Genomic DNA, 21,133 nt, shown 5'->3' with positions numbered 1-21,133 from the left:
TGAGATGACAGTTCTGTCCACCCGCCGTATGCGTATGCACAGTCCTTTCTAGCGCCGGGTGGACCCACCGCACCGTCGCGGGCTCATACCCCAGTCGGGCCGGACGGCCCGGCCGGCGCGGGGCGGGGAACGCCGGCATTCGACCCACCATTGCGACCGAGATCCGACAGACGAGTCCGGGACTCGAGCGGCGAGTCCGGGCCCCCGAACGACACGATCCGACGATGACAGCGAATCACCGCGTTAAAGAGCCGACTGGAGGTATCGAGTAGTATGAGCCACGACGACTTTCCCACGGAAGATCCCGCGGTCGTGACCTGCGGGTTGCCCTACGCCAACGGCGACCTGCACATCGGCCACCTGCGGACGTACGTCGGCGGCGACGTGCTCTCGCGGGCGCTGCGAACGCTGGGCCAGGAGACCGCCTTCGTCTCCGGGTCCGACATGCACGGCACGCCGATCGCCGTCCAGGCCGCCGAGCAGGGCGTCGACCCCGAGGAGCTGGCGCTGGGCTATCACGAGCAGTACGAGGAGACGTTCCCCCGCTTCGATATCGAGTTCGACAACTACGGTCACACCCACGACGAGACGAACCAGGCGATGACGAAGTCGTTCGTCGAGTCGTGGATCGACGGCGACCACGTCCACGAGAAGGAGATCCAGGTCGCCTACGACCCCGACGCCGACCAGTGGCTGCCCGACCGCTTCGTCGAGGGGACCTGTCCCCACTGCGGCGCGAACGCCCGCGGCGACGAGTGCGACGACGGCTGCCAGCGCCACCTCGAACCCGGCGAGATCGAGGAGCCCGTCAGCACCGTCACCGGCAACCCCGCCGAGTACCGCACTCGCGAGCACAAGTTCCTGGCACTTTCGGACTTCCAGGAGTACCTGCAGGGCTTTCTCGACCGCCTCGAAGGTACCGACAACGCCCGCAATCAGCCCCGCGAGTGGATCGAGGGCGAACTCGAAGACCTCTGTATCACCCGCGACCTCGACTGGGGCGTCGACTACCCCGGCGACGAGGGCGGCCAGGACCTGGTGCTGTACGTCTGGGTCGACGCGCCCATCGAGTACGTCTCCTCGACCAGGCAGTACACCGAACGCGTCGGGGCCGACGAGTACGACTGGGAGGCCGTCTGGAAGAACCACGGCACCGACGACCACCCCGACGGCGGCGAGATCGTCCACATCATCGGCCAGGACATCATCCAGCACCACACCGTCTTCTGGCCGGCCATGCTCCGTGGCGCCGACTACAACGAACCCCGCGCCGTGGTCGCCAGCGGCTTCATGAACCTCGACGGCGACGCCTTCTCGACCAGCCGGAATCGCGCGATCTGGGCCCGCGAGTTCCTCGACGAGGGGTTCCACCCGGACACGCTGCGATACTACCTTACCACCGTCGGCGGCTTCCAGGACGAGATCGACTTCTCCTGGGACCGGTTCCGCGAGCGGGTCAACGGCGAGCTGGTGGGCAACGTCGGCAACTTCGCCTACCGCTCGCTCCTCTTTGCGGAGCGCAACTTCGGCGGCACGCCCGACGTGGACGTGTCGAGCGAGGTCCGCGAGCGCATCGAGGCGGCGACCGAGGAGTTCGAAGCGGCCGTCAACGACTACTCCGTCCGGAAGGCCACGCAGGCGGCCGTCCAGCTGGCCGGGTTCGGCAACGAGTACATCCAGCGCCACGAACCGTGGAACCTCGACGAGGACGAGGCCGCGCCGGTCGTCCGCGACTGCGTCCAGGTCGCCAAGGCGGTCGCCGTCCTCGTCTACCCGGCGACCCCCGACACCGCACAGCGCCTCTGGGAGCAGCTCGAGGAGGACGGATCGGTCGCCGACGCGACCCTCGACGCCGCGCTGGAAGCGCCGCCGGCCGACTTCGGCGAGCCCAGCGAGCTGTTCGAGAAGATCGAGGCCGAACGCGTCGAGGAACTCAACCGAAAGCTCGACGAGCGCGTCGAGGAAGTCGCCGAGGCCGACGACGCAGACGAGGGAACCGAAACCGACGAGGCCGCCGAGAGCGACGAGGGAGGTATGGACGTAGAAGCCCTCGCCGAGGACCGCATCGGCTTCGACGACTTCGAGGAGATCGACATCCGCGTCGGGCGGATCGAGACCGCCGAGCCCATCGAGGACTCGGACAAGCTCGCCCGGCTCGAAGTGGACATCGGCGTCGAGACCCGGCAGGTCGTCGCCGGCATCAAGCAGCTGCACGACCTCGACGAGCTCCCCGGAAAGAAGGTCGTCCTGCTTGCGAACATGGAGAAAGCCGAGTTGTTCGGCGTCGAGTCCAACGGGATGGTGCTCGCGGCGGGCGAGGAGGCCGACCTGCTGACGACCCACGGCGACGCCGAGCCCGGCACGAAGATCCGGTAACGTCGGACGCGGAGCCGCCGTTTTTCACTCGATATAGTAGCCGCTCACCCGCCGGACCGCGAGGACGTAGGCCACCGGCACGGCCGCAACGAGGGCGATAGCGACCCCGAGCGCGACCCGTTCGAGCCCGCCGACCGACAGCGAGAGGCCGAAGGGGAGTCGGGGGGCGAGCAGCGAGTGGATCACGACCCGGTAGAGTTCGTCGGTGAGGACGCCGGCGGCGCTGACGCCGAGGCTCGCGAGGATCGAGTACAGCGCGAAGGCGACCTTGCTCGGGGGCGTCGCCGTCCGGTCGGCGGTCACGTCGATGCCGTCGAACCGGGGGAACCGTGCGCCGAGCGCGGCCGCGACGACCGCGCCACCGGCGACGACAACCAGCGCGAGTCCCGCGAAGCCGACGGCCTCGGCGGTCGAGCGCCCGGTCGCGCGCGCCGCCGCGCCCGAGAGTACCGCGGCGACTGGTGCGACCGGCGCGACGACGGCGAGGAGGTGTCCGTGGACGACCTCGCGGCCGCTCGCGCGGGAAGTGAGGAGGCCGGGGAGAGTCGCGCCCTGGTTGCCCAGGAGGTTGAGCGGCGCGGCGACGCCGGCCACCCACGCGCCGTACAGCATCGCGAACCACGGCGCGTACGACGGGACCGTCCCGCTCGCGAGGGCGCCCTCGGCCATCGGGAGCGCGAACAAAAGCGGCACCGCGGCGAACAGCAGTTGCAGCGGCGCCCGGTAGGCCCGGACGAGCGTCGTCGCCGCGACGCCCGCGGTGCCCTGTCGACGACAGACGAGCCCGAGGACGTCACCGAGTCGGGTCGACCCCGTCGGCGTGCCCGTCCCGGAGGCGGCGCTCGACCCTTCGCCGGGTTCGGCCTCCGCGCCGCTGTCGCGCTGTTCGTCGGCGAACCACGCGAACTCGGCGGCACGGACCGTCGCGAGCGTCCCGACGGGGACGACGATGACCGAGAGTCCGAGCGCGGCCGCGGCGCCGAGCGGCGAGGCGTCGGCGCCCGGCGTCGTGACCAGCGCGAGATCACTCAGCCAGGCCAGCGGCGGGCCGCGCAACACCGGCTCCAGCGCGTCGACGAGCGCCGGGAGGCGCCCGGCGAACGTGACCCAGAAGTACGCGACCACGACGACCGCACCGACGACCGGTTTGAGCCGCGAGAGCCACTTCGACCGATGGATGGCGCCCTTCAGCGCCAGCCCGACGGGGTAGCCGATCGCCATCGCGCTGGCCAGCAGGGCGGCGGTCGCAGCGACCCCTCCGAGCAGCACCAGCGGCGTGCCCGCGCCGACGGCCAGGCCGGCGAACCCGACGCCGAAGGGGACGACCACGTACGGGACGTAACCGACGGCGTTCATCAGGAGCAGCCCGCCCGCGACGTCCTTCGGGGGCCGAACTGTCAACATCCCCGCGGGTTCGTCGATCTCGCCGTAGGAGCCGACACCGGCGACGACGCCCATCGCGAGGACCAACACCCAGCCGCTGGCGACCAGCAGGGAGAGGGTCGATGCGGGGGCGGCATCGCCGCTCGCCAGCGTCGCGCCCCAGGCGCTGGCCGCGTCGAACGCGATGGGGAGCATCGCGAGGGCGGCGAGCGACCCCAGAACGACCAGCGCCAGCCACACGTCCTGGGCGCGGACCCGTCGAAACATCCGCCGCAACTCGACGCGGGCGACGGTCGCGCTGACCGACGGCGACGGGAACCGCCCGCGCCGGTTCGACGAGGGAGGGGCACGTTCCACCCCTCGCGGTGACTCAGGCTTCGACTCGTTCGTCGGGGGCATGTGCCTCTTCCGTGATGTCGAGGAAGGCGGTCTCCAGGTCGGCCTCGCCGTCGTCGCGGGCCCGTCGTTTCAGCTCCTCCGTGGCCCCCTCGGCGACGAGTTCGCCGTCGTCGATGACACCGACGGTATCGGCGAGCTCGTCGACGACCGAGAGGACGTGCGAGGAGAGGAAGACGGTCACGTCGCGCTCGGCGACGGCGGCGACGGTGTCGCGCATCGTCCGCGCCGCGCGGGGGTCGAGTCCGCTGGTCGGCTCGTCGAGGAAGACCACCTCGGGGTCGCCGAGCAGGGCGGCGATGGCGCCGACCTTCTTCTGCATCCCCGTCGAGTAGGTGCCGACCCGGCGGTCGGCGTCGTCCGCCAGGTCGAACCGCGCGAGCATGTCGTCGATCCGCTCGCCGGCCTCCTCTGGGGGGAGTTCGTGGAGCCGCGCCACGTATCGCAGGTGCTCGCGGCCGGTCAGCTCGTCGAACACCGGCGGGTCGGCGGGTAGGTAGCCGATCCGCTCGGTCAGCGCCGGGCGCTCGTCGACGGCGGCGCCGGCGACCGTCGCGGTCCCGTCGGTCGGCTGGGTCAGCCCGGTCAGCATCCGCATCGTCGTCGTCTTCCCGGCACCGTTCGGCCCGAGGAAGCCGTACACGTCGCCCGCGGGGATCGACAGCGACAGGCCCGAGACGGCCAGTTCCTCGCCGTAGCGCTTCGTGAGCCCGTCGGCGACGATGGCCTGGTCGGTCACCGTCCGTCACCTCCGCGACTCGCGGGCCGGACGCGGCCCGCACCGCGCGCCACTGGTTCGCCATCGATGCCGCACCACGGTCGGGTGGCGGTCGGTCCGCACTGCGGCGGCAACCGCTCTGCTGGAGGGCAGGTTCGCATACTCCGACGAGTGACGCCCGGGCTCAAAAAATCTTGGCGAAGCAGGTTTCTGTTCCGGATCGGATAGGAGAGCGCGCTACGCGCCCGCGACGACAAGCCCTATTGGTGGCCGACCGTTATGACGGGTATGGCAGACGAGGCCGGGGACGACGAGGAGGAGTGGCGCTTCTCCGTCGACGAGGTGGGCGACGACACCGGCGACGTCGAGGAGGCCGACACGCTCGACGGGGAGAGCAACGAGTGGGACGTGACCGTCGGCGACGAGGACGACGACGGCCCGACCGTCGCGTTCGGCGGCACGGAATCCGACTCCGACTCCGACGGCGACGGGCAGGGCGAAAGCGAGGGCGGCGGTAACGTCGCCGGGTCGGTGACCCCTGACTTGGCAGTCGAGTCGGACACGCCCAGCCTGGAGAGCGCGGTGTTCGTCGCCGCCGGCGCCCTGCTGGTCCTGCTGGTGCTCGCCAGCGTCGTCACGCAACTGACGCCGAGGACGATCGGCGCGGTCACGCTCGGCGTCACGGCCGTCACGGCCGTCGTCTACGCGGTGTTCGTCCGGTTCTGACGGCGTCCCGGCGCTCGACCACGAGATCCACGTGAGCAGAAGTGTTTTCGGGCAGGCGACCAAATCTCCGGTATGATAGAGTGGATCGGACAGACTTCGGTCCTGACGTGGATCGGAGCGAACCTCCCGCTGTTCCTCCTGCTCGCGGGCGCGGCGCTGACTATCGCGGAAGCGTTCGCCCCCGGGGCACACTTCATGGTCCTCGGAGTGGCCCTGCTGGTCGCCGGACTGGTCGGCCTGTTGCTTCCCCCCGGACTGGGCGTGCTCGCGCCGCTCATCCTCGCCGGACTGGTCCTCGCCGCGGGGGCGGGCACCTTCTACGTCTACCGGCAGTTCGACTTCTACGGCGGCAAGGGCGGTCCCCAGACCAGCGACTCGGACTCGCTGCGCGGCGAGACCGGTCGCGTCACCGAGCGGATCACCGACACGAGCGGCGAGGTGAAACTCGACGAGGGCGGGTTCAACCCCTACTACCGCGCCCGGAGCGTCGACGGCGAGATCGAGGAGGGCACCGAGGTGATGGTCGTCGACCCCGGCGGCGGCAACGTCGTCACCGTCGAACCGCTGACCGGCGGCGTCGACGAGATCGACCGCGAACTCGCGCGAGAACGCCAGCGGAACTCGGACGGTTCGGCCGACGGCGACGACTCTCGCTCCGGGGACCGCGACGACGAACGCGAGTTCGAGACCGACCCGGCCTGAGCCGACGGGCGACTCCCCCCGCGATCGCCGTACCGCGGTCCGGCATCTGTGGTTGTTGACCCAACACTTTTGATGGGGTGGTGCGAAGTTTGAACGCATGATCCCCGTACCAGTGTTGCAGAGCCTCGGAGGAGCCCTTCCGATCGTAGCGGTGATCCTGTTGCTGCTCGCGGTCGTGATGGTGTACCAGATGGTGGAGATCGTTAACGCCTACGAGAAGCGGGCGCTGACGGTCTTCGGCGAGTACCGCAAGCTGCTCGAACCCGGTATCAACTTCGTGCCGCCGTTCGTCTCGAAGACCTACGCCTTCGATATGCGGACCCAGACCCTCGACGTACCCCGACAGGAGGCGATCACCCGTGACAACTCGCCGGTGACCGCCGACGCCGTCGTCTACATCAAGGTCATGGACGCCAAGAAGGCGTTCCTCGAGGTCGACAACTACAAGAAGGCAGTCTCGAACCTCGCCCAGACGACGCTGCGGGCGGTGCTGGGCGACATGGAACTGGACGACACGCTCAACAAGCGCCAGGAGATCAACGCCAAGATCCGCAAGGAACTCGACGAGCCCACCGACGAGTGGGGCATCCGCGTCGAGAGCGTCGAGGTCCGCGAGGTCAACCCCTCGAAGGACGTCCAGCAGGCCATGGAGCAACAGACCTCCGCCGAGCGCAAACGCCGCGCGATGATCCTCGAAGCGCAGGGTGAACGGCGCTCGGCCATCGAGCAGGCCCAGGGTGAGAAGCAGTCCGACATCGTCCGCGCCCAGGGGAAAAAGCAGTCGCAGATCCTCGAAGCGCAGGGTGACGCCATCTCGACGGTCCTCCGCGCGAAATCCGCCGAGTCGATGGGCGAGCGCGCCATCATCGACAAGGGGATGGAGACCCTCGAAAACATCGGCCAGGGCGAGTCGACGACGTTCGTCATGCCCCAGGAACTCACCTCGCTGGTGGGGCGGTACGGCAAGCACCTCTCGGGCAGCGACGTCAACGAGATGGCGAAGGCCAACGGCGAGAGCGAACTCGACAGCCTCAACTTCGACGCCGAGACGCGCGAACTCATCGGTCTCGACAACATCGAGGAGATCCTCGGGCAGATCGACGAGGAGGCCGAGGTCGACGTCGAGGAGATGGAACAGGAGGCCCAGGCCATCAAGGAAGGCAAGGACGCGACGAACATCCGCGACCCCGACGAGGTCATCGAAGAGATGGACTCGGATATGGACCCCTCGGGGAGCCCGGTGGGCGGTCCCGGCGGTGACGGGAGCGGCGGCGCCAGCACCGACGGCGAGCGCGAACCCGAGACCGAGACGGAGTAAGCCCTCCCTGTCCGTTCGGGTCCGGAGCCCGTACCGCCTCCCGCTTCGGGTTCCGATCGCTTCCCAGCCGGATACGTACCGTTCGCTCGTCTGTTATCTCTCTATCAACGACTCTTTCGTCCGATTTCGCCGCCCTTAGCGGCTCTCGGCGGCCCGTGGGCGGTCGCTTCGAGTAGCCGAAGCCGTTTTACCACCCCACCGCCAAAAGACCCATAATGGCGCGAGAGGGGGATGTCGACGAGAGCAAGCGGGCGACGCTCCGTCGCTTCGCTGCACTGGGGGCGACCAGTCCGTTCGTCGGGTTCGCGAAGGAGAGCGACAGCGACGCGCCCGACGCGCTGCTCGGGTACGTCGCCGCGACGCCCGGCGCGCACTTCTCGAAGATCCGGGACGACCTGCAGCTCGGCACGGGGGAGACTCAGCACCACCTCCGGCGGCTGGAACGCGACGGCGCCGTCGAGAGCCGGGAAGACGGCGAGTACCGGCGGTACTTCCCGGCCGGCCGATTCTCGGAGTTCGAACGGGTAGCGCTGGGTTACCTCCGGCGCGAGACGCCGCGCGGGATGGTCGTCGCGCTCCTGCGCGACCCCGAGGCGTCGGGCACCGCCCTCGCCGAGGAGCTCGGCGTCTCCGCGCCCACCGTCAGCAAGTACGCTAGCCAGCTGGAGGAGGCAGACCTGCTCTCCCGCGAGGACGGCTACCGGCTCGAACGTCCGGAGACGCTGCTCCTGTTGCTCGTCCAGCACGCCGACTCCTTCGGCCCCGGGGCCCGCGAGCTGGCCGCCGACGCCGACGACATCGTTACCTACGACCCCTGAACGGTTCGGGCCCGAATGGCCCGCGGGGCAGAACTACGCATCGTCCAGCCACAGCCGTCGCTGACGGTGTGAAAAAGCGCGAAAGAGAGTTCGCTTACGCCGTGACCTTCCAGGTGGTCGACGAGGAGTAGCCCCACTTCTCCACGTCGAGGTCGGTGTCGCTGTTCTGGATAGTGGTCATGTTCGACCCGACCTCCTTGGCCGAGAGGTCGAGTTCGTCGCCGATGAGCCGCGATTTGAAGTACGTCTGCGTCTCGGCGTTGTCCCGGAGGTACTCCAGGATCCGGCGCTGCTTCTCGGTGAGGGTGAGTTGTTCGCCCGTCGCGCTCGCGGTGGTCGCGCTCATACTACGAGGCAGGTACCGTTCCCCTAAAGCGGGTTTGGTACGATCGGTAAAGCCCGGCGCCCTCTTGCGATTACCCCGCTCACGTGTGGTCGTAACGTGGGCCTACGGCGCGCCGCTGTGGGGTAGTTGGTGCCGTTGGTTAACCGGCCGTACCAGCGTCGGGTCGCGACAGCGGCCGCTGTCGCGGCGGGACACGAGACGGGCGGTGGCCCCGAGAGAACTACAGATCCTCGTCGATGATCTCGCCGACGGCGAAGTTGGACTTGACCTCGGTGACCTCGACCTTGACGCGCTCGCCCACGTCGGCGCCGGGAACGATGATGACGTACCCGCGCTCGACGCGCGCGATGCCGTCGCCCTGTTTGCCGATGTCCTCGATCTCGACGTAGCGGATCTCGCCGGGCTCGACCGGCGGCTGGGGCTCCGAGGGGACGTTGTCCTCGTCCGTGTCTTCGGCCCGTTCCACCTCCGAGGAGATGAGCGCGACGCGGTAGGTCTCCCCCGGTTCGACCGCCCCCGTCTCGATCTCCCGTTTCGGCACCTCTACGACGTACCGGTCGCCGTCGTCCGACACGTCCGCACTGAACAGACACAGCAGCTTATCTGAGATTTCCACGATGTAGACCTCCGAGTGGGTCATAGAACCCCTGTTTTATGAAAGTATGCCAGCCCGATCCTCGAAAAACGCTGTGCGAAGCCCGATTCGGGGCGATCCCTACGCTCACTCGATCGCCGACCCGTCCGGTCGCTTCGGGCCCTCCGAGTCGAAGACGACTACCTCACCGGGGTCGCGCTCGACCGGCCGGTAGCCGTCACGGACGGCGACCGCCTCGTCGAGTTCCCTGACCGCCCGCTCCTTGAGCGCCCGCGCCAGCTCCTCGGCCTCCGCCCGGGGAATGTCCCGCCCCAGCCCCTCGCACTCGTGGGCGCGGACCATCCCCGCCTCGTCGACGGCCTCGCCCATCGGCTGGCTCGTCCCGCCCAGCGCGACGCTGAACGGATAGGTCCGACAGACCAGCGGGCGGTCGTCGTGGACCGTGCAGGCGCCGACGCCGTCGCCGTCCTCGGCGTAGAACGTGCAGTCGCCGCAGTCGTCGGTCTGCAGCGCCCACTCGAGGGTCTCGCCCTGTGGCCCATCCTCGCCCTCGACGAGTCCGTAGGGCATCGGTCGCGCCACGTCCCGCCAGTCGTAGTCCTCTGTCTCCTGTAGCTCGCGTACTTCGTCGGGGAAGACCGTCGCGGTGTGGTCGTGTCCTTCGGCGTCGCCACCCGCGGAACCGCCCCCCGTCTCGGCGCCGTCGCCCTCCGTGTCTTGGGCCCCGCTCTCGCAGCCCTCGACGGCCTTGCAGCAGGCGCCACAGCGCGTACACTCGAAGCCGATCGTCTCGATGGCGTCGGCCAACTCGGACACGTCCAGGGCCTCGGCCCGCTCGCGCTCGGCTTCGAGACTCTCCATGGACGGGCTACCGGCCCGACGGCCAAAAGCGCGTCGCGAGCGCGGGGCGACTGCCCTACGCCGGCCGTGCCCGCTCGCCGTCCCACCGGACCGACCGCTCGACGGCGAGCTTTTCGAGGTGGGCGCGGACGGTCGCCTCGGCGAGGTCACGCACCCCCGACAGATCTTTCTCGTATGCGGCGTCCGTGATGTCCGAGACGGTCTCCGCGCCGTCCTCGACCGCCTCGCGGACCCGGCCCTCGCGGTCGAGGCGGTGGGCGATCAGTCGCGCCGTGGTGTCGCGGACGGCCGCACCGTCGACGGCCGAGCCGTGGCCGGGCAGGAGGCGGTCGGGGGCCATCGCGTGGACCCGCCGGAGGGAACTCAAGTACGCGCGCATGTCGCCCCCCGGCGCGCCGACGACGACGCTCCCCTCCGCGACCGCCAGGTCGCCGCAAACGAACGCGGAGTTTCCGTCGTCGCTCCCGTCGGCCGCGAACGCGACGTGTTCGGGCGCGTGGCCGGGGGTGTCCACGACCCGGACCCTCCCCTCGCCGGTCTCGATCCGGGACCCTTCGGCGAAGGCCCTGTCGGGTTCGACGCCGGAGGCCGTCTCGAAGGCGTCAGCACGACCGGTTCGGGCCCAGACGGTCGCGTCGTGCGCCTCGGCGTAGCCGGCGACCGCGCCGACGTGGTCCGGGTGGTGGTGCGTGACCGCGACGTGGCCGACGCCCCGCTCGGCCGCGAGCGCGTCGAGACGGTCGCTCCGGGCGGCGGGGTCGACTAGCAACGCCGGATCCGACCCCAACACGTACGCGTTCGTCTGGCCCGTAAGTGCGCGTGTCTCCACCGGGACGCTGACTCGCGTGACTCTCATCGAGTGGTCGATACCGTCGCCGGCTACCTGTCCGTTTCGCGTCCGAGTGTGAGAGACGCGTCCGCGACCGCCAACCACGGGGCCGCGACCGAGAGCGCCTCGCCCGCAACCCACGGGGGCTTTCACGCTGTTTGCGGTTCCGGCCACGGGTGCTGTCGCGGTAGCGACGGCTGTTCGAGGGGCTCTCACGCCGCTTGCAATCACGGCAGAGCTAGCGGTCGCGGGACGGGCAGTCTCGAACCGAGTCTCGTCTCCTCCAGCCCTCCGCACTGATCAGGCAGATACAGGTACCGCGACCACGGAGGACGAGCCAACAGATGCGCGAGGCACACCCCGTCGAGCGGGCGGTCGGGATGGCACACTACGTCAGCGACGCGCCCGGGGTCGGCGGGCGCCTCCGCGAGTCGCCCGAGGACTTCCGCGTCACGGAGGTCGAGGCGTTCGAGCCCGATCCACTCGACTCCGACCCCGGCGGGTACCCGAACGTCCTCGCGCGGGTCACGCTGCGGGGCTGGGACACCAACGACTTCGCCTCGGAGCTGTCGAACCGACTCGGAATCTCCCGTGAGCGTGTCTCCTGGGCTGGGACGAAGGACAAACACGCCGTCACGACCCAACTGTTCTCCGTCGAGAAGGGCGACCCCGAGGCTGTCAGCGAGGTCGAGGTCCGCGACGCCGAGATCGAACTGCTGGGCCGGACCGGTCGGCCCGTCCTGTTCGGCGACCTGGCCGGCAACGCCTTCGAGATCACGGTCCGCGGGGTCGATCCCGATGCGTCCGAGCACGCCGAGTCCGTCACCGCCGACCTTCGGTCGTTCGCCACCGGGGCCGACGACGCCGAATCCGCGAACGGCGACACCGACGACCCGGTCACCGTCGGCGTCCCGAACTACTTCGGCCAGCAGCGGTTCGGTAGCAAGCGACCGGTCACCCACGAGGTGGGCCTTGAGATCCTCCGCGGCAACTGGAAGGGCGCGGTGCTAGCCTACGTCGGCAGCCCCGCCGAGCGCGAGCCCGAATCGACGCGGGAGGCGCGCGCGTACGTGGACGAGACGGAGGACTGGGCCGGCGCCCTCGATAGGCTGCCGAAGCGACTCGGCTTCGAGCGGTCGATGTGTCACCGGTTGGTCGAACGGCAGGACGAGCGAGAGGGTGAGGACGGCGCGCTCGACGACGAGGACTACCGCGCCGCGCTCGAAGCCGTTCCCTCGAACCTGCAGCGGTTGTTCGTCAACGCCGCCCAGTCCTACGCGTTCAACCGGATGCTCTCCGAACGCCTGGAGCGGGGGCTGCCGTTCCACGAGCCCGTCGCGGGCGACGTGGTCTGTTTCGCCGACTCCGAAGCGCCCGAAGGCGTCGCGCTGCCGGACACCGACCGCACCCAGCGGGTGACCGAGGACCGCCTGCGGACGGTCCGCCGACACTGCGAGCGCGGCCGCGCGTTCGTCACCGCGCCGCTGGTCGGCACCGAGACGGAACTCGCCGACGGCGAGATGGGCGAGATCGAACGCGCGGTGCTGGACGACCTCGATCTGGACCCCGCGGACTTCGACCTGCCCGGGGAGTTCGAGTCGACGGGGACGCGGCGGGCGATACTGTTACGGACGGATCTGGCCGTGGCTCGGGACGGCGACGACGCGCTCGCCTTCGAGTTCACGCTGCCAAAAGGGAGCTACGCGACGGTCGTGTTGCGGGAGTATCTGAAGTGCGACCCCGAGGACCTCTGAGCTACCCCGGCCCCGACTCGACGGCCGCGTCGGGGGGCGACCCGGTCGCGCCGACGTGGACGCACCACAGGTCGGCGTAGAGCCCGTCGCGCTCGACGAGTTCCGCGTGCGTGCCGCGCTCGACGATCTGCCCCTCGTCGAACACCAGGATCTGGTCGGCGTCCCGGACCGTCGAGAGCCGGTGTGCGACGACGAAGGTCGTCCGGTGCTCCGCGATGGCCGCGAGGCTCTCCTGGACGAGCAACTCCGTGCGGTTGTCGACGTGGCTGGTCGCCTCGTCCAAGACGAGGATATCCGGATCGCGGACGATCGCGCGGGCGATGGCGATGCGCTGGCGCTGGCCGCCAGAGAGCTTCACGCCGCGCTCGCCGACCTCGGTGTCGTAGCCGTCCGGCAACGCCGTGACGAACTCGCGGGCGCGGGCTCGTTTCGCCGCCGCCTCGACAGCGGCGTCGTCGACGTCAGTGCCGTACGCAATGTTCTCCCGGACGGTCGCGTCGAAGAGGAACGGGTCCTGACTCACGTACCCGACCGCGTCGCGGAGACTCTCGGTCGTCACCCGCGTGAGGTCGACGCCGTCGACGGTGATCCGCCCACTGTCGGGGTCGTAGAAGCGGAGCAGCAGTTTTAGGACCGTCGACTTGCCGGCGCCGGTCGGACCGACGAGCCCGACGAAGTCGTCGGGTTCGACGGCGAAATCCACGTCCCGGAGCGCGGGCTCGTCGGCGTCCGGGTAGGCGAAGGTCACGCCGCGAGCGGTGACGCGACCGTCGACGGCGTCGAGCGTCGTTGCGTCGTCGGCGTCGGCGACCGACGAGGGGTAGTGCAGAAGGCCGAACACGCGCCTGGCCGACGCGGCGGCGTCGGCGTACGTGTCGACGAGCTGGCCGACGCGGTTGGACTGTCCGACGAACATGCTCGCGTAGAAGTAGAACGTGACGAACGTCCCGGCCGACAGCGGTGCGCCGACGCCGAACGGCGGGCCGAACAGCGCCCACCACCCGCCAACGACCATCACCGTCACGTACGCCGCGTTGGCGACGAGCCCGCGGAGGCCGCCCAGGAGCGCCGTCACCTTCGCCGCGCCCCAGTCGATCCGCCAGTAGGTGCGCGAGCGCTCGGTCAGCGCCGCCCGCTCGCGGTCCTCGTTCGCGAACGCCTTGACCGTCTCGGCGCCCGTGACCGCGTTCTGGACGTGCGCGTTCAGCTGCCCGACTGCCCACTGGCGCTCCCCGTATTTCGGCTCGACGACGCGCTTGTAAATGACGAGCACGCCGACCGTCGGCGGCGCGAACGCGAGCACCACCAGCGTCAGCTGCCAGTGCAGCCAGCACATCACGGCGATCAACCCGAGGAAAAACGCGGTCAGCTCGACCGTTCGCTGGATCCCGTCGTTCAGCAGCGTCTCGAGCTGGTTCACGTCGTTGGTGAGGACGCTCGTCACGTCGCCGGTCTGCTCGGATTCGAAGAACGCCACGTCGAGGCGCTGGGCCGCGTCGAACGCGTCCCGCCGCAGGTCGTGGACGACCGACTGCTGGAACCACCGCCAGGTCACCGTCTGGACCCCTTCCGCGACCCGCGTCCAGAGCGCCACGGCGACGAACAACCCCATCGCCAGCGCGAACTGGCCCCGCACCGTCGGCGGGATCCACCGCTGGGGTATTAGCGCCACCGACAGCGACCCCGGCTCCCCGGTGAAGAACGCGTCGACGGTCGCGCCCAGCAGGTACGGCGGGACGAGCTTCGAGACCCGGAAGACGACCGTCGAGAACGCCGCCGCTCCGAACACTGAACCCCGCCCGGGGAGGTACCGCCGCAGGAGCATCGCCACCGGGTTCGCGTCGCCAACCGCAGTCTCGTACATCCCCGCTATCGACTCGCCGTCTCTCGTCGTCATGTCTTTCGTGTCACCGCGAGCCCATTCTCACCGGGTGGCCCAATACGTCACCAAATCCGCAACTTCTCCCGCAAGACCCAAGTAGATTCAAAAGCTAATCACGATCGTCCGAATAGACACGGTATCGCTGGCGTGTGGATATCAGCGTTCTCTCCTGCGGTTTTCCGGTCGCGCACCGACTCGCGAGCGATGCAGTCGGCAGGTGTGACCGACACCCACGGAACGGGCGTTCCGCGCCGCTTTTGCCGTTCGACCGGAAACCAATCGGACATGGAGTGTCGGCGTTGCGGCTCGTCGCTGGAGCGGCCGGGCGACTACTGCCTGGTCTGTCGCTCTGAGAACGCCGACGCCGTGGTGCTGGAACTCGACCGCGACCGCGCCCGCGTGACGACGCTCGTCGACGAGGCGGTCGCCGGCGTCCGCGAGGTGACGACCACGCCCGAAGACGGCGAGGAGACGGGCGTGATCGAGCTACGGAACTTCGCCGGCCTCGTCGCGGACGAAGTCCGGCGCAAGCGCCCCGAAGAGGTGTACGCGACCGGCGACCGCGAGGTCGTGCGGGCGGTCCGGGGCCAGTTGCACCACGACTTCTACCGGGTCGGCGACGGAGACGACCCCGTCGAGTCGGTGCTCTCCCGGCGGGGCGACGCGCCGCTGGAAGTCGTCGAGACGGCGCCCCGCGAGAAGATCGGGGGGTCGCACTCGACGCTCGTGGGTGGTCGCGCGGGCCAGCGCGCCATCCAGACCGTCGCCGGGCACCCTCACGTCAAGAAGATCATTCCGGGTCCGATCGACGCCGGCGGGTCGGGCTCGCGGTCGGGCGTCCGCGCGAAGGCCACCCGCGCCGGCGAGAACGGCAACGTCAGGCTGCTCATCCGCGACGGCTCCTCGGTCCAGGAGAACCGCGTCGTGACGACGGCCCGCGAGCGCGACCTCGGCGAAGTGGTCCGAGAGGACCTCAACGAGGCGCTGCGCGAGGCCGACCTGCAGGAGTGAGCGAGCGGCGCGGACAGACGAGTGCGCCCGTCTCGGGGCTCGGCGGACCGACCACCGCGGTGCGGTCGGGTACGACTCGTAGGGTTTATACGGCCAACTGCCGGACGATACGTTACTATGGCTAAACAGCAGGGACGAACCGGGAGCGCGGGACGGTTCGGCGCGCGGTACGGCCGCGTCGCCCGCCGCCGCGTCGCCGAGATCGAGGGCGAGATGAACGAGGACCACGAGTGCCCCGACTGCGGCGAGGACCGCGTCGACCGCCAGGGCACCGGCATCTGGGAATGCGGCTACTGCGGTCACACCTTCACCGGTGGCGCGTACAGCCCGACGACCCCCGGCGGCCGGACGGTCACCCGGTCGATCCGCGCCGCACTCGCCGACGACGACGAATGAGCTACAAGTGCTCCCGCTGTAAGCGCGACGTCGAACTGGACGAGTACGGCGGCGTCCGCTGCCCGTACTGCGGCCACCGCGTGCTCCTGAAAGAGCGCAGCCGCGACATCAAAGAAGTCGACGTGAAGTAACGCGCGAGCCGTGGACCACGAGGCCGTTTTCGAGTGCGACTATCCCGACGCCGAGCGCGCCCGCCGCGTCGAGCGGGCCGTCGCCGTCGAGGTCGGCGATATCGAGGGCGACCGCACGACCGCCAGCCTCGACCGCGACGGCGCGACCCTGACCGTGACCGTGACCGCCGCCGACTTGGTGGCGTTGCGGGCGGGCTGTAACACCTGGCTGTCGCTCGTCGCCGTCGCCGAGGACTGCGGCGCCGCCCTGGCGGACTGACCCGACGGGTCACGAGCCAGGCCCACAAGTTATGCATCTCGACGCAGTACTGTACTCCCAATAGCCATGGGTAGCAAGCACGGACGGGTGGGACCAGCGTGAGCGAGCGAGTCGGCAGTCGCGAGGCGGCGACCGACCCCATCGTCGCCGAACTGCTCGACGCCGTCGCGGACCCGGCCGTCGTCTGCGACCCCGACGGAACCGTCCGCGCCTGGAACGAGCCCTTCGCCGAACGGATCGACGACGACCCGCGGGACTCGGCGCTCGCGGCGGTGGTCGACTGCCCGAGCGACCCCCTGAAGCGGGCGGTCGAGACCGGCGAGCGGACGATCGGGAGCGGGCCGCTGGCGGCGAGCGGGCGGGAGGTGACCGTCGCCGTCCGTCCGGTCGAGCGCGACGGCGCGGTGACCGCCGCCGTGGTGACGCTGTCCGACGCGACGGACCCCTTCGAGACGGAGCGGGCGCTCTACGAGGCCAGCGTCGACGCCGCGGCCGACGCGGTGTACGTCGTCGACCGTTCGCACACGATCCGGGCGGCAAGCGACGGGTTCGAGCGCTTTACCGGTATCCCGAGCGAGCGCGTCGAAGGGCACGACATCGACTGTCTGCGCGAGCTCGGGATCATCGACGGGGAGACCTTCCACGAGGGGATGCGGGCGCTTCGCGACCTGTTCGCGGGCGAGGTCGGTAGCCACACCATCACCTCGAACGTCCGGCTCGACGAGGCGATGGGATACGTCGAGAACCGGCTGGCGCCGATCGAGCGCGACGGCGAGGTGGTCGCGGTCGTCAACGTCGTCCGCGACGTGACCGAGCGCGAGCGCCGGCGGGAGGCGCTGGCGGCCAACCGCGAGCGGCTGTCGACCATCATGGAGGACCTGCCGGTCATGATGGTCGTCGTCGACGCGGCGGGTCGGATCGACCACTGTCAGGGGCTGGACTTCGACGCGCTCGTCTGCGACCGCTCGGAGTTCCTCGGCGAGCCCGTTGACGCGTTCGAGCCGGTGTGTCCGGACCTGGTCACCGGGTTCTATCGGGCGCTCGACGGGGAGACGACGGACGCGACGGCCACGATCAACGACCGGACGTACAAGGCGTGTTTCGAGCCGCTCTCGGAGGCCGAGCCCGGGGGCGGTGGCGCGGACGACGCGGTGGCCGCGGGCGCTATCGCCGTCGCCATCGATATCACCGACCGGACGCAGCGAGAGGCGCAACTTCAGGCCCGCGAACGGGAACTGCGCGCGGTCATCGAGAGCAGCGCCGACCCGATCGCGATGCAGGACGTCGACGGCCGCTACCAGGTCGTCAACGAGGCGATGGTCGAGATCATCGACGGCGACCGGGACTCGATCGTCGGGTCGACGCCGGGGGCGGTGTTCGACGACCGATTCGCGACGCGTCTCGAATCCCACCGCCGCGCAGTACTGGACACCGAAGGGGCGCGGGTCGTCGAGGAGACGGTGGCCGCCGAACCGACCGAAAAGACGATCCAGCTGACGTTCGCGCCGTACAACGGTCCCGACGGCGAGGTGCAGGGGACCGTCAGCATCGCCAGGGACATCACCGAGCTGGAGCGCCAGCGCGGCGAACTGGAGACGCTGGCGGAGATCCAGGAGCTCGTCCAGGAGAGCGTCCGGGCGCTGACGGGCGCGACGACCAGCGAGGCGATCAAAGAGAGCGTCTGCGAGCGGCTGGCCGACTCGGAGTACTACCAGTTCGCCTGGATCGGACAGCGGGAGGCCTCGAAACGAGAGGTAGCGCCGACTCACTGGGCCGGGATCGCCGACGACTACCTCGACGAGATCACCGTCACGGTCGCGGCCGACGACCGGGGCGGCGGCCCGGCCGGCGAGGCCTACCGCACCGGCGAGGTGCAGGTCGTCCACGACGTGACGAGCGAGCCGGCCTTCGAGCCCTGGTGCGAGGCCGCGGTCGAGAGCGGCTTCGGGTCGATGGTCGCGGTGCCGCTGACCCACGGGTCGACCACCCACGGCCTGCTCGCGGTGTACGCCGACCGTCCGAACGCCTTCAGCAAGCGGGAGCTGTCGGGCTTCGAGACGCTCGGCGAGGCGGTCGGCTTCGGCCTGGCGGCGGCCCAGTACCGCCGGCTCCTCGAATCGGACTCCGTGCTCGAGCTGGAGTTCGAGGTCAACGAGGAGACGCCGCTGTTCGCGGCCAGCCGCGAGCACGGCTGTCGGTTCGAGATCGACCACGCGGTCCGGGTCGGCGACGACCGCGTCGTCAACTACCTCACCGTCGACGGCGCCGACCCGGAGGTCGGCGCGGCGGCCGCCCGCGAGCTGTCTCACGTCGAGGAGATCCGCGAACTCGACCGCGAGGACGGTCCACACTTCGAGATGACGCTGACAGACTCCGTCTTCCGGTATCTCGCCGACGCCGGCGCGCGCGGCAAGCGCGGCATCGTCGAGGACGGCGTCGGTCACATGATCGTCGAGGCCCCGGCGGATCTGGACGTACGGCGGGTCACCGAGGCGATGAACGCGCGGTTCTCCGACGTGAGCCTGGCCGCCAAACGCGAACGCCACCGGACCGACACCCCCTGGTGGCTGGGCCACGGCGACATCGGGGCCCGGCTGACCGACCGCCAGCGCGCGGTCCTCAAGACCGCCTACTACAACGGCTACTACGAGTGGCCCCGCGACGCGGACTCCGAGACGCTCGCCGACTCGCTCGACATCGCCTCGACGACGTTCCTCCAGCACCTCCGCAAAGGTCACTGCCGCGTCCTCGAAGCGATGTTCGACTCGTAGTGACGGCGTCCCCGACCACCGAATCGTCACCCCGTCGAACGTCAACGTCCACAGACACGTGATTCGAGTAACAGGAACCCTAGGCTTCTAGGGCCGATATTCTTGATGCAGAGCGGGCATTGGTAGGATAGACGGGTATGAGTGAACGGAGCGGGTCAAGCGACGGAGGACGCGGTCGCACGAAGCCTGCGGTCGACGACCTGGAGGGGGATCGGCCGTTCATCGACACGGTGTTCGAAGCGCTCTCGGACTGGCGGCGCCGCGAGGTGTGTCAGTTCTTCAAGGAGGGCGACGTGAGCACGGCGACGGTGGACGAACTGGCGATGCTGCTCGCGGCGAGCGAGCCGGCGGGGCTCGGGGAGCCCCGCGGGCGCAGCCACGACGAGTTCGCGACCGAGCTCGTGGAGACGCATCTGCCGCGGCTCGACGCGGCTGGGGTCGTCGACTACGACGACCGCTCGGACACGGTCCGCTACTGGGGCCAGCCGACCGTCGAGAAGTGGCTCGACCACGTCACCGAGGTCGACGGTCGGAACAACTGACGGCCGCGGCGACCGCGGACGGTCGCGCCGGTCGGGGTCGGCCCCAGCGGCGGTCGACTCCCACCGGCCCGACCGGAAAGCGGGGGTTTTTCACCACGGGTCACCCACGGGGAGGTATGCAGGGTAATCTGCCGCCTGAAGCACAGGAGAAACTCGAGGAACTGCAGGATCTGCAGGAGAAGGCCCAGCAGGTCGCCGCGCAGAAACAGCAGGCCGAGACACAGCTCCAGGAGGCCCAGACGGCCCTCGACGAGCTTGAGGACATCGACGAGGACGCGGGCATGTACCGCCGCGTCGGCGAGCTGCTCGTCCAGACCGAGTACGACGAGGCCAACGACGACCTCGAAGAGAAGGTCGACAGCCTCGAAGTGCGCGTCGAGACGCTGCAGAAGCAGGAAGAGCGCGTCCAGGAGCAGTTCGAGGAACTCCAGACGGAGCTCCAGAACATGCTTCAGGGCGGCGGCATGGGCGGCCCGGGCGGCCCGGGTGCCGGCGGCGCGTAGATGCCGACCGACGACGCGGCGGCTGACGGGGGCACCGACGCCGGGGCCGACGACCCCTCCGACCAGGAGGTCGTCGAGGCCGCGGCCGAGGCCGCCGATCGCGTCGTCTTCTCGCGACTCGACCGGTCGGCGGTCGACGACCTCGACGTGACCGTCACCTTCGAAGACGGGATCCTGGAGGTCGACGTGTACCTCAACGCGCCCGACGCGTCGGGCGACCCCGACCGCGTCGCCGACGACGCTGCCCTCGCCGCGCGCGGCGCCGTCGACGACCTGTTCGCGTAGACCGGCCGACTTCGGCCGGCGACGCTACTCCGATAGTGGCGACGCCGGTCGCCCGACCGGCCGGTTCGCGCGCCCCGCGGTTCCTGTGTGCCCCCCGGTCCCCACGCGTTCCGCTCACGATGCAGTCGCTCGACGTGGACCGACCGACCGGAGAATCCTCGGCGGCCTCAGTCGTGGTCGAGTTCGCCGACAGCGGGGTCCTCGTCGACGACCCGGTTGCCGACGAAGCCCGAGCGGAAGGCGATCCAGGCGAGTACGCTCATGAAGAGGATCGGCGGCAGGATCATGAATCCCCACAGCGGGTTGATTCCCCACCACAACAAGAGGAGGACGTCCGCCAGCCCGAGCATAAGGAAGGGTACCACCGCCAGCGCGGCCCACTTCCGGTCGTACCCGCCCTCGTCGCTCTCTGCCATGGTCGCACTTGGGCGTCGACCGCAAAAAGCGACGCGTTCTCGCGCGTGATCTGGGCGCGGGCGACGGTGGCGTCGCCCGGCCTACACGGACAATTGTCTCACGGTAGCAGTTAAC

At 69.7% G+C, this 21,133-nt stretch carries 22 protein-coding genes; 14 read left to right on the top strand and 8 right to left on the bottom strand.

Features of this window, described 5'->3' with window-relative positions; genetic code table 11:
• Positions 1-273 precede the first annotated feature (273 nt).
• The gene (gene metG / locus C475_RS20435) at positions 274-2,376 is read left to right on the top strand and encodes a methionine--tRNA ligase (protein ID WP_006885809.1); all 2,103 of its coding nucleotides are present in this window, start codon (positions 274-276) and stop codon (positions 2,374-2,376) included.
• A 24-nt stretch (positions 2,377-2,400) separates the two neighbouring features.
• Here metG and C475_RS20430 read toward each other — a convergent pair whose 3' ends face one another.
• Positions 2,401-4,026 (bottom strand): hypothetical protein, encoded by a 1,626-nt coding sequence (locus C475_RS20430; RefSeq protein WP_152436558.1) that lies wholly within the window; start codon positions 4,024-4,026, stop codon positions 2,401-2,403.
• A 103-nt stretch (positions 4,027-4,129) separates the two neighbouring features.
• Complete coding sequence (locus C475_RS20425; protein WP_006885807.1) at positions 4,130-4,894, bottom strand: ABC transporter ATP-binding protein; 765 nt, start codon at positions 4,892-4,894, stop codon at positions 4,130-4,132.
• A gap of 267 nt (positions 4,895-5,161) precedes the next feature.
• Here C475_RS20425 and C475_RS20420 point away from each other — a divergent pair, with 267 nt between their 5' ends.
• From C475_RS20420 to C475_RS20405, 4 genes are all read left to right on the top strand, one after another.
• The gene (locus C475_RS20420; RefSeq protein WP_006885806.1) at positions 5,162-5,599 is read left to right on the top strand and encodes a hypothetical protein; all 438 of its coding nucleotides are present in this window, start codon (positions 5,162-5,164) and stop codon (positions 5,597-5,599) included.
• A gap of 72 nt (positions 5,600-5,671) precedes the next feature.
• Complete coding sequence (locus C475_RS20415; protein WP_006885805.1) at positions 5,672-6,301, top strand: NfeD family protein; 630 nt, start codon at positions 5,672-5,674, stop codon at positions 6,299-6,301.
• A 97-nt stretch (positions 6,302-6,398) separates the two neighbouring features.
• Entirely contained in the window at positions 6,399-7,619 is a 1,221-nt protein-coding gene (locus C475_RS20410; RefSeq protein ID WP_049931087.1) for an SPFH domain-containing protein, read from the top strand.
• A gap of 215 nt (positions 7,620-7,834) precedes the next feature.
• The gene (locus tag C475_RS20405) at positions 7,835-8,437 is read left to right on the top strand and encodes a winged helix-turn-helix transcriptional regulator (RefSeq protein ID WP_006885803.1); all 603 of its coding nucleotides are present in this window, start codon (positions 7,835-7,837) and stop codon (positions 8,435-8,437) included.
• Positions 8,438-8,531: 94 nt separating this feature from the next.
• On the opposite strand, the gene C475_RS20400 is transcribed toward C475_RS20405, so the two are convergent.
• From C475_RS20400 to C475_RS20385, 4 genes are all read right to left on the bottom strand, one after another.
• The gene (locus tag C475_RS20400) at positions 8,532-8,783 is read right to left on the bottom strand and encodes a DUF7123 family protein (RefSeq protein ID WP_006885802.1); all 252 of its coding nucleotides are present in this window, start codon (positions 8,781-8,783) and stop codon (positions 8,532-8,534) included.
• Positions 8,784-9,003: 220 nt separating this feature from the next.
• The gene (locus C475_RS20395) at positions 9,004-9,399 is read right to left on the bottom strand and encodes a TRAM domain-containing protein (RefSeq protein WP_006885801.1); all 396 of its coding nucleotides are present in this window, start codon (positions 9,397-9,399) and stop codon (positions 9,004-9,006) included.
• A gap of 105 nt (positions 9,400-9,504) precedes the next feature.
• Positions 9,505-10,239, bottom strand: a complete 735-nt coding sequence (locus C475_RS20390) for a YkgJ family cysteine cluster protein (protein WP_006885800.1) — start codon at positions 10,237-10,239, stop codon at positions 9,505-9,507.
• 55 nt (positions 10,240-10,294) lie between these two features.
• Positions 10,295-11,095 (bottom strand): MBL fold metallo-hydrolase, encoded by an 801-nt coding sequence (locus C475_RS20385; protein ID WP_006885799.1) that lies wholly within the window; start codon positions 11,093-11,095, stop codon positions 10,295-10,297.
• 317 nt (positions 11,096-11,412) lie between these two features.
• Between C475_RS20385 and truD the strand changes: the two genes are divergently transcribed.
• On the top strand, positions 11,413-12,822 hold the full coding sequence (gene truD, locus C475_RS20380) for a tRNA pseudouridine(13) synthase TruD (RefSeq protein WP_006885798.1): 1,410 nt from the start codon (positions 11,413-11,415) through the stop codon (positions 12,820-12,822).
• Position 12,823: 1 nt separating this feature from the next.
• On the opposite strand, the gene C475_RS20375 is transcribed toward truD, so the two are convergent.
• On the bottom strand, positions 12,824-14,719 hold the full coding sequence (locus C475_RS20375) for an ABC transporter ATP-binding protein (RefSeq protein ID WP_006885797.1): 1,896 nt from the start codon (positions 14,717-14,719) through the stop codon (positions 12,824-12,826).
• A gap of 270 nt (positions 14,720-14,989) precedes the next feature.
• Between C475_RS20375 and C475_RS20370 the strand changes: the two genes are divergently transcribed.
• The 8 genes from C475_RS20370 (at position 14,990) to C475_RS20335 (ending at position 20,602) form a co-directional block, all read left to right on the top strand.
• Positions 14,990-15,715, top strand: coding sequence for a DUF2103 domain-containing protein (locus C475_RS20370; protein WP_006885796.1), 726 nt, complete (start codon positions 14,990-14,992; stop codon positions 15,713-15,715).
• A gap of 117 nt (positions 15,716-15,832) precedes the next feature.
• Positions 15,833-16,111: a 50S ribosomal protein L37ae gene (locus C475_RS20365; RefSeq protein ID WP_006885795.1), complete on the top strand. Its 279-nt coding sequence runs from the start codon at positions 15,833-15,835 to the stop codon at positions 16,109-16,111.
• Positions 16,108-16,242: a DNA-directed RNA polymerase subunit P gene (locus tag C475_RS20360; protein ID WP_006885794.1), complete on the top strand. Its 135-nt coding sequence runs from the start codon at positions 16,108-16,110 to the stop codon at positions 16,240-16,242. Before C475_RS20365 ends, C475_RS20360 begins: the two co-directional genes overlap by 4 nt.
• A gap of 10 nt (positions 16,243-16,252) precedes the next feature.
• Entirely contained in the window at positions 16,253-16,501 is a 249-nt protein-coding gene (locus C475_RS20355; RefSeq protein WP_006885793.1) for a KEOPS complex subunit Pcc1, read from the top strand.
• Positions 16,502-16,599: 98 nt separating this feature from the next.
• Positions 16,600-19,272 (top strand): bacterio-opsin activator domain-containing protein, encoded by a 2,673-nt coding sequence (locus tag C475_RS20350; RefSeq protein ID WP_006885792.1) that lies wholly within the window; start codon positions 16,600-16,602, stop codon positions 19,270-19,272.
• Positions 19,273-19,409: 137 nt separating this feature from the next.
• On the top strand, positions 19,410-19,814 hold the full coding sequence (locus C475_RS20345) for a DUF7344 domain-containing protein (RefSeq protein ID WP_006885791.1): 405 nt from the start codon (positions 19,410-19,412) through the stop codon (positions 19,812-19,814).
• 116 nt (positions 19,815-19,930) lie between these two features.
• Entirely contained in the window at positions 19,931-20,317 is a 387-nt protein-coding gene (locus tag C475_RS20340; protein WP_006885790.1) for a prefoldin subunit beta, read from the top strand.
• Positions 20,318-20,602 (top strand): DUF3194 domain-containing protein, encoded by a 285-nt coding sequence (locus tag C475_RS20335; protein WP_006885789.1) that lies wholly within the window; start codon positions 20,318-20,320, stop codon positions 20,600-20,602.
• Between the two features lie 167 nt (positions 20,603-20,769).
• On the opposite strand, the gene C475_RS20330 is transcribed toward C475_RS20335, so the two are convergent.
• Positions 20,770-21,018, bottom strand: a complete 249-nt coding sequence (locus C475_RS20330; RefSeq protein ID WP_006885788.1) for a hypothetical protein — start codon at positions 21,016-21,018, stop codon at positions 20,770-20,772.
• Positions 21,019-21,133: the final 115 nt, after the last annotated feature.

This window comes from Halosimplex carlsbadense 2-9-1, assembly GCF_000337455.1.
GTDB lineage: Archaea > Halobacteriota > Halobacteria > Halobacteriales > Haloarculaceae > Halosimplex > Halosimplex carlsbadense.
The sequence above is the reverse complement of the archived record's forward strand: the minus strand, read 5'-3'. Positions and strand labels throughout refer to the sequence as shown.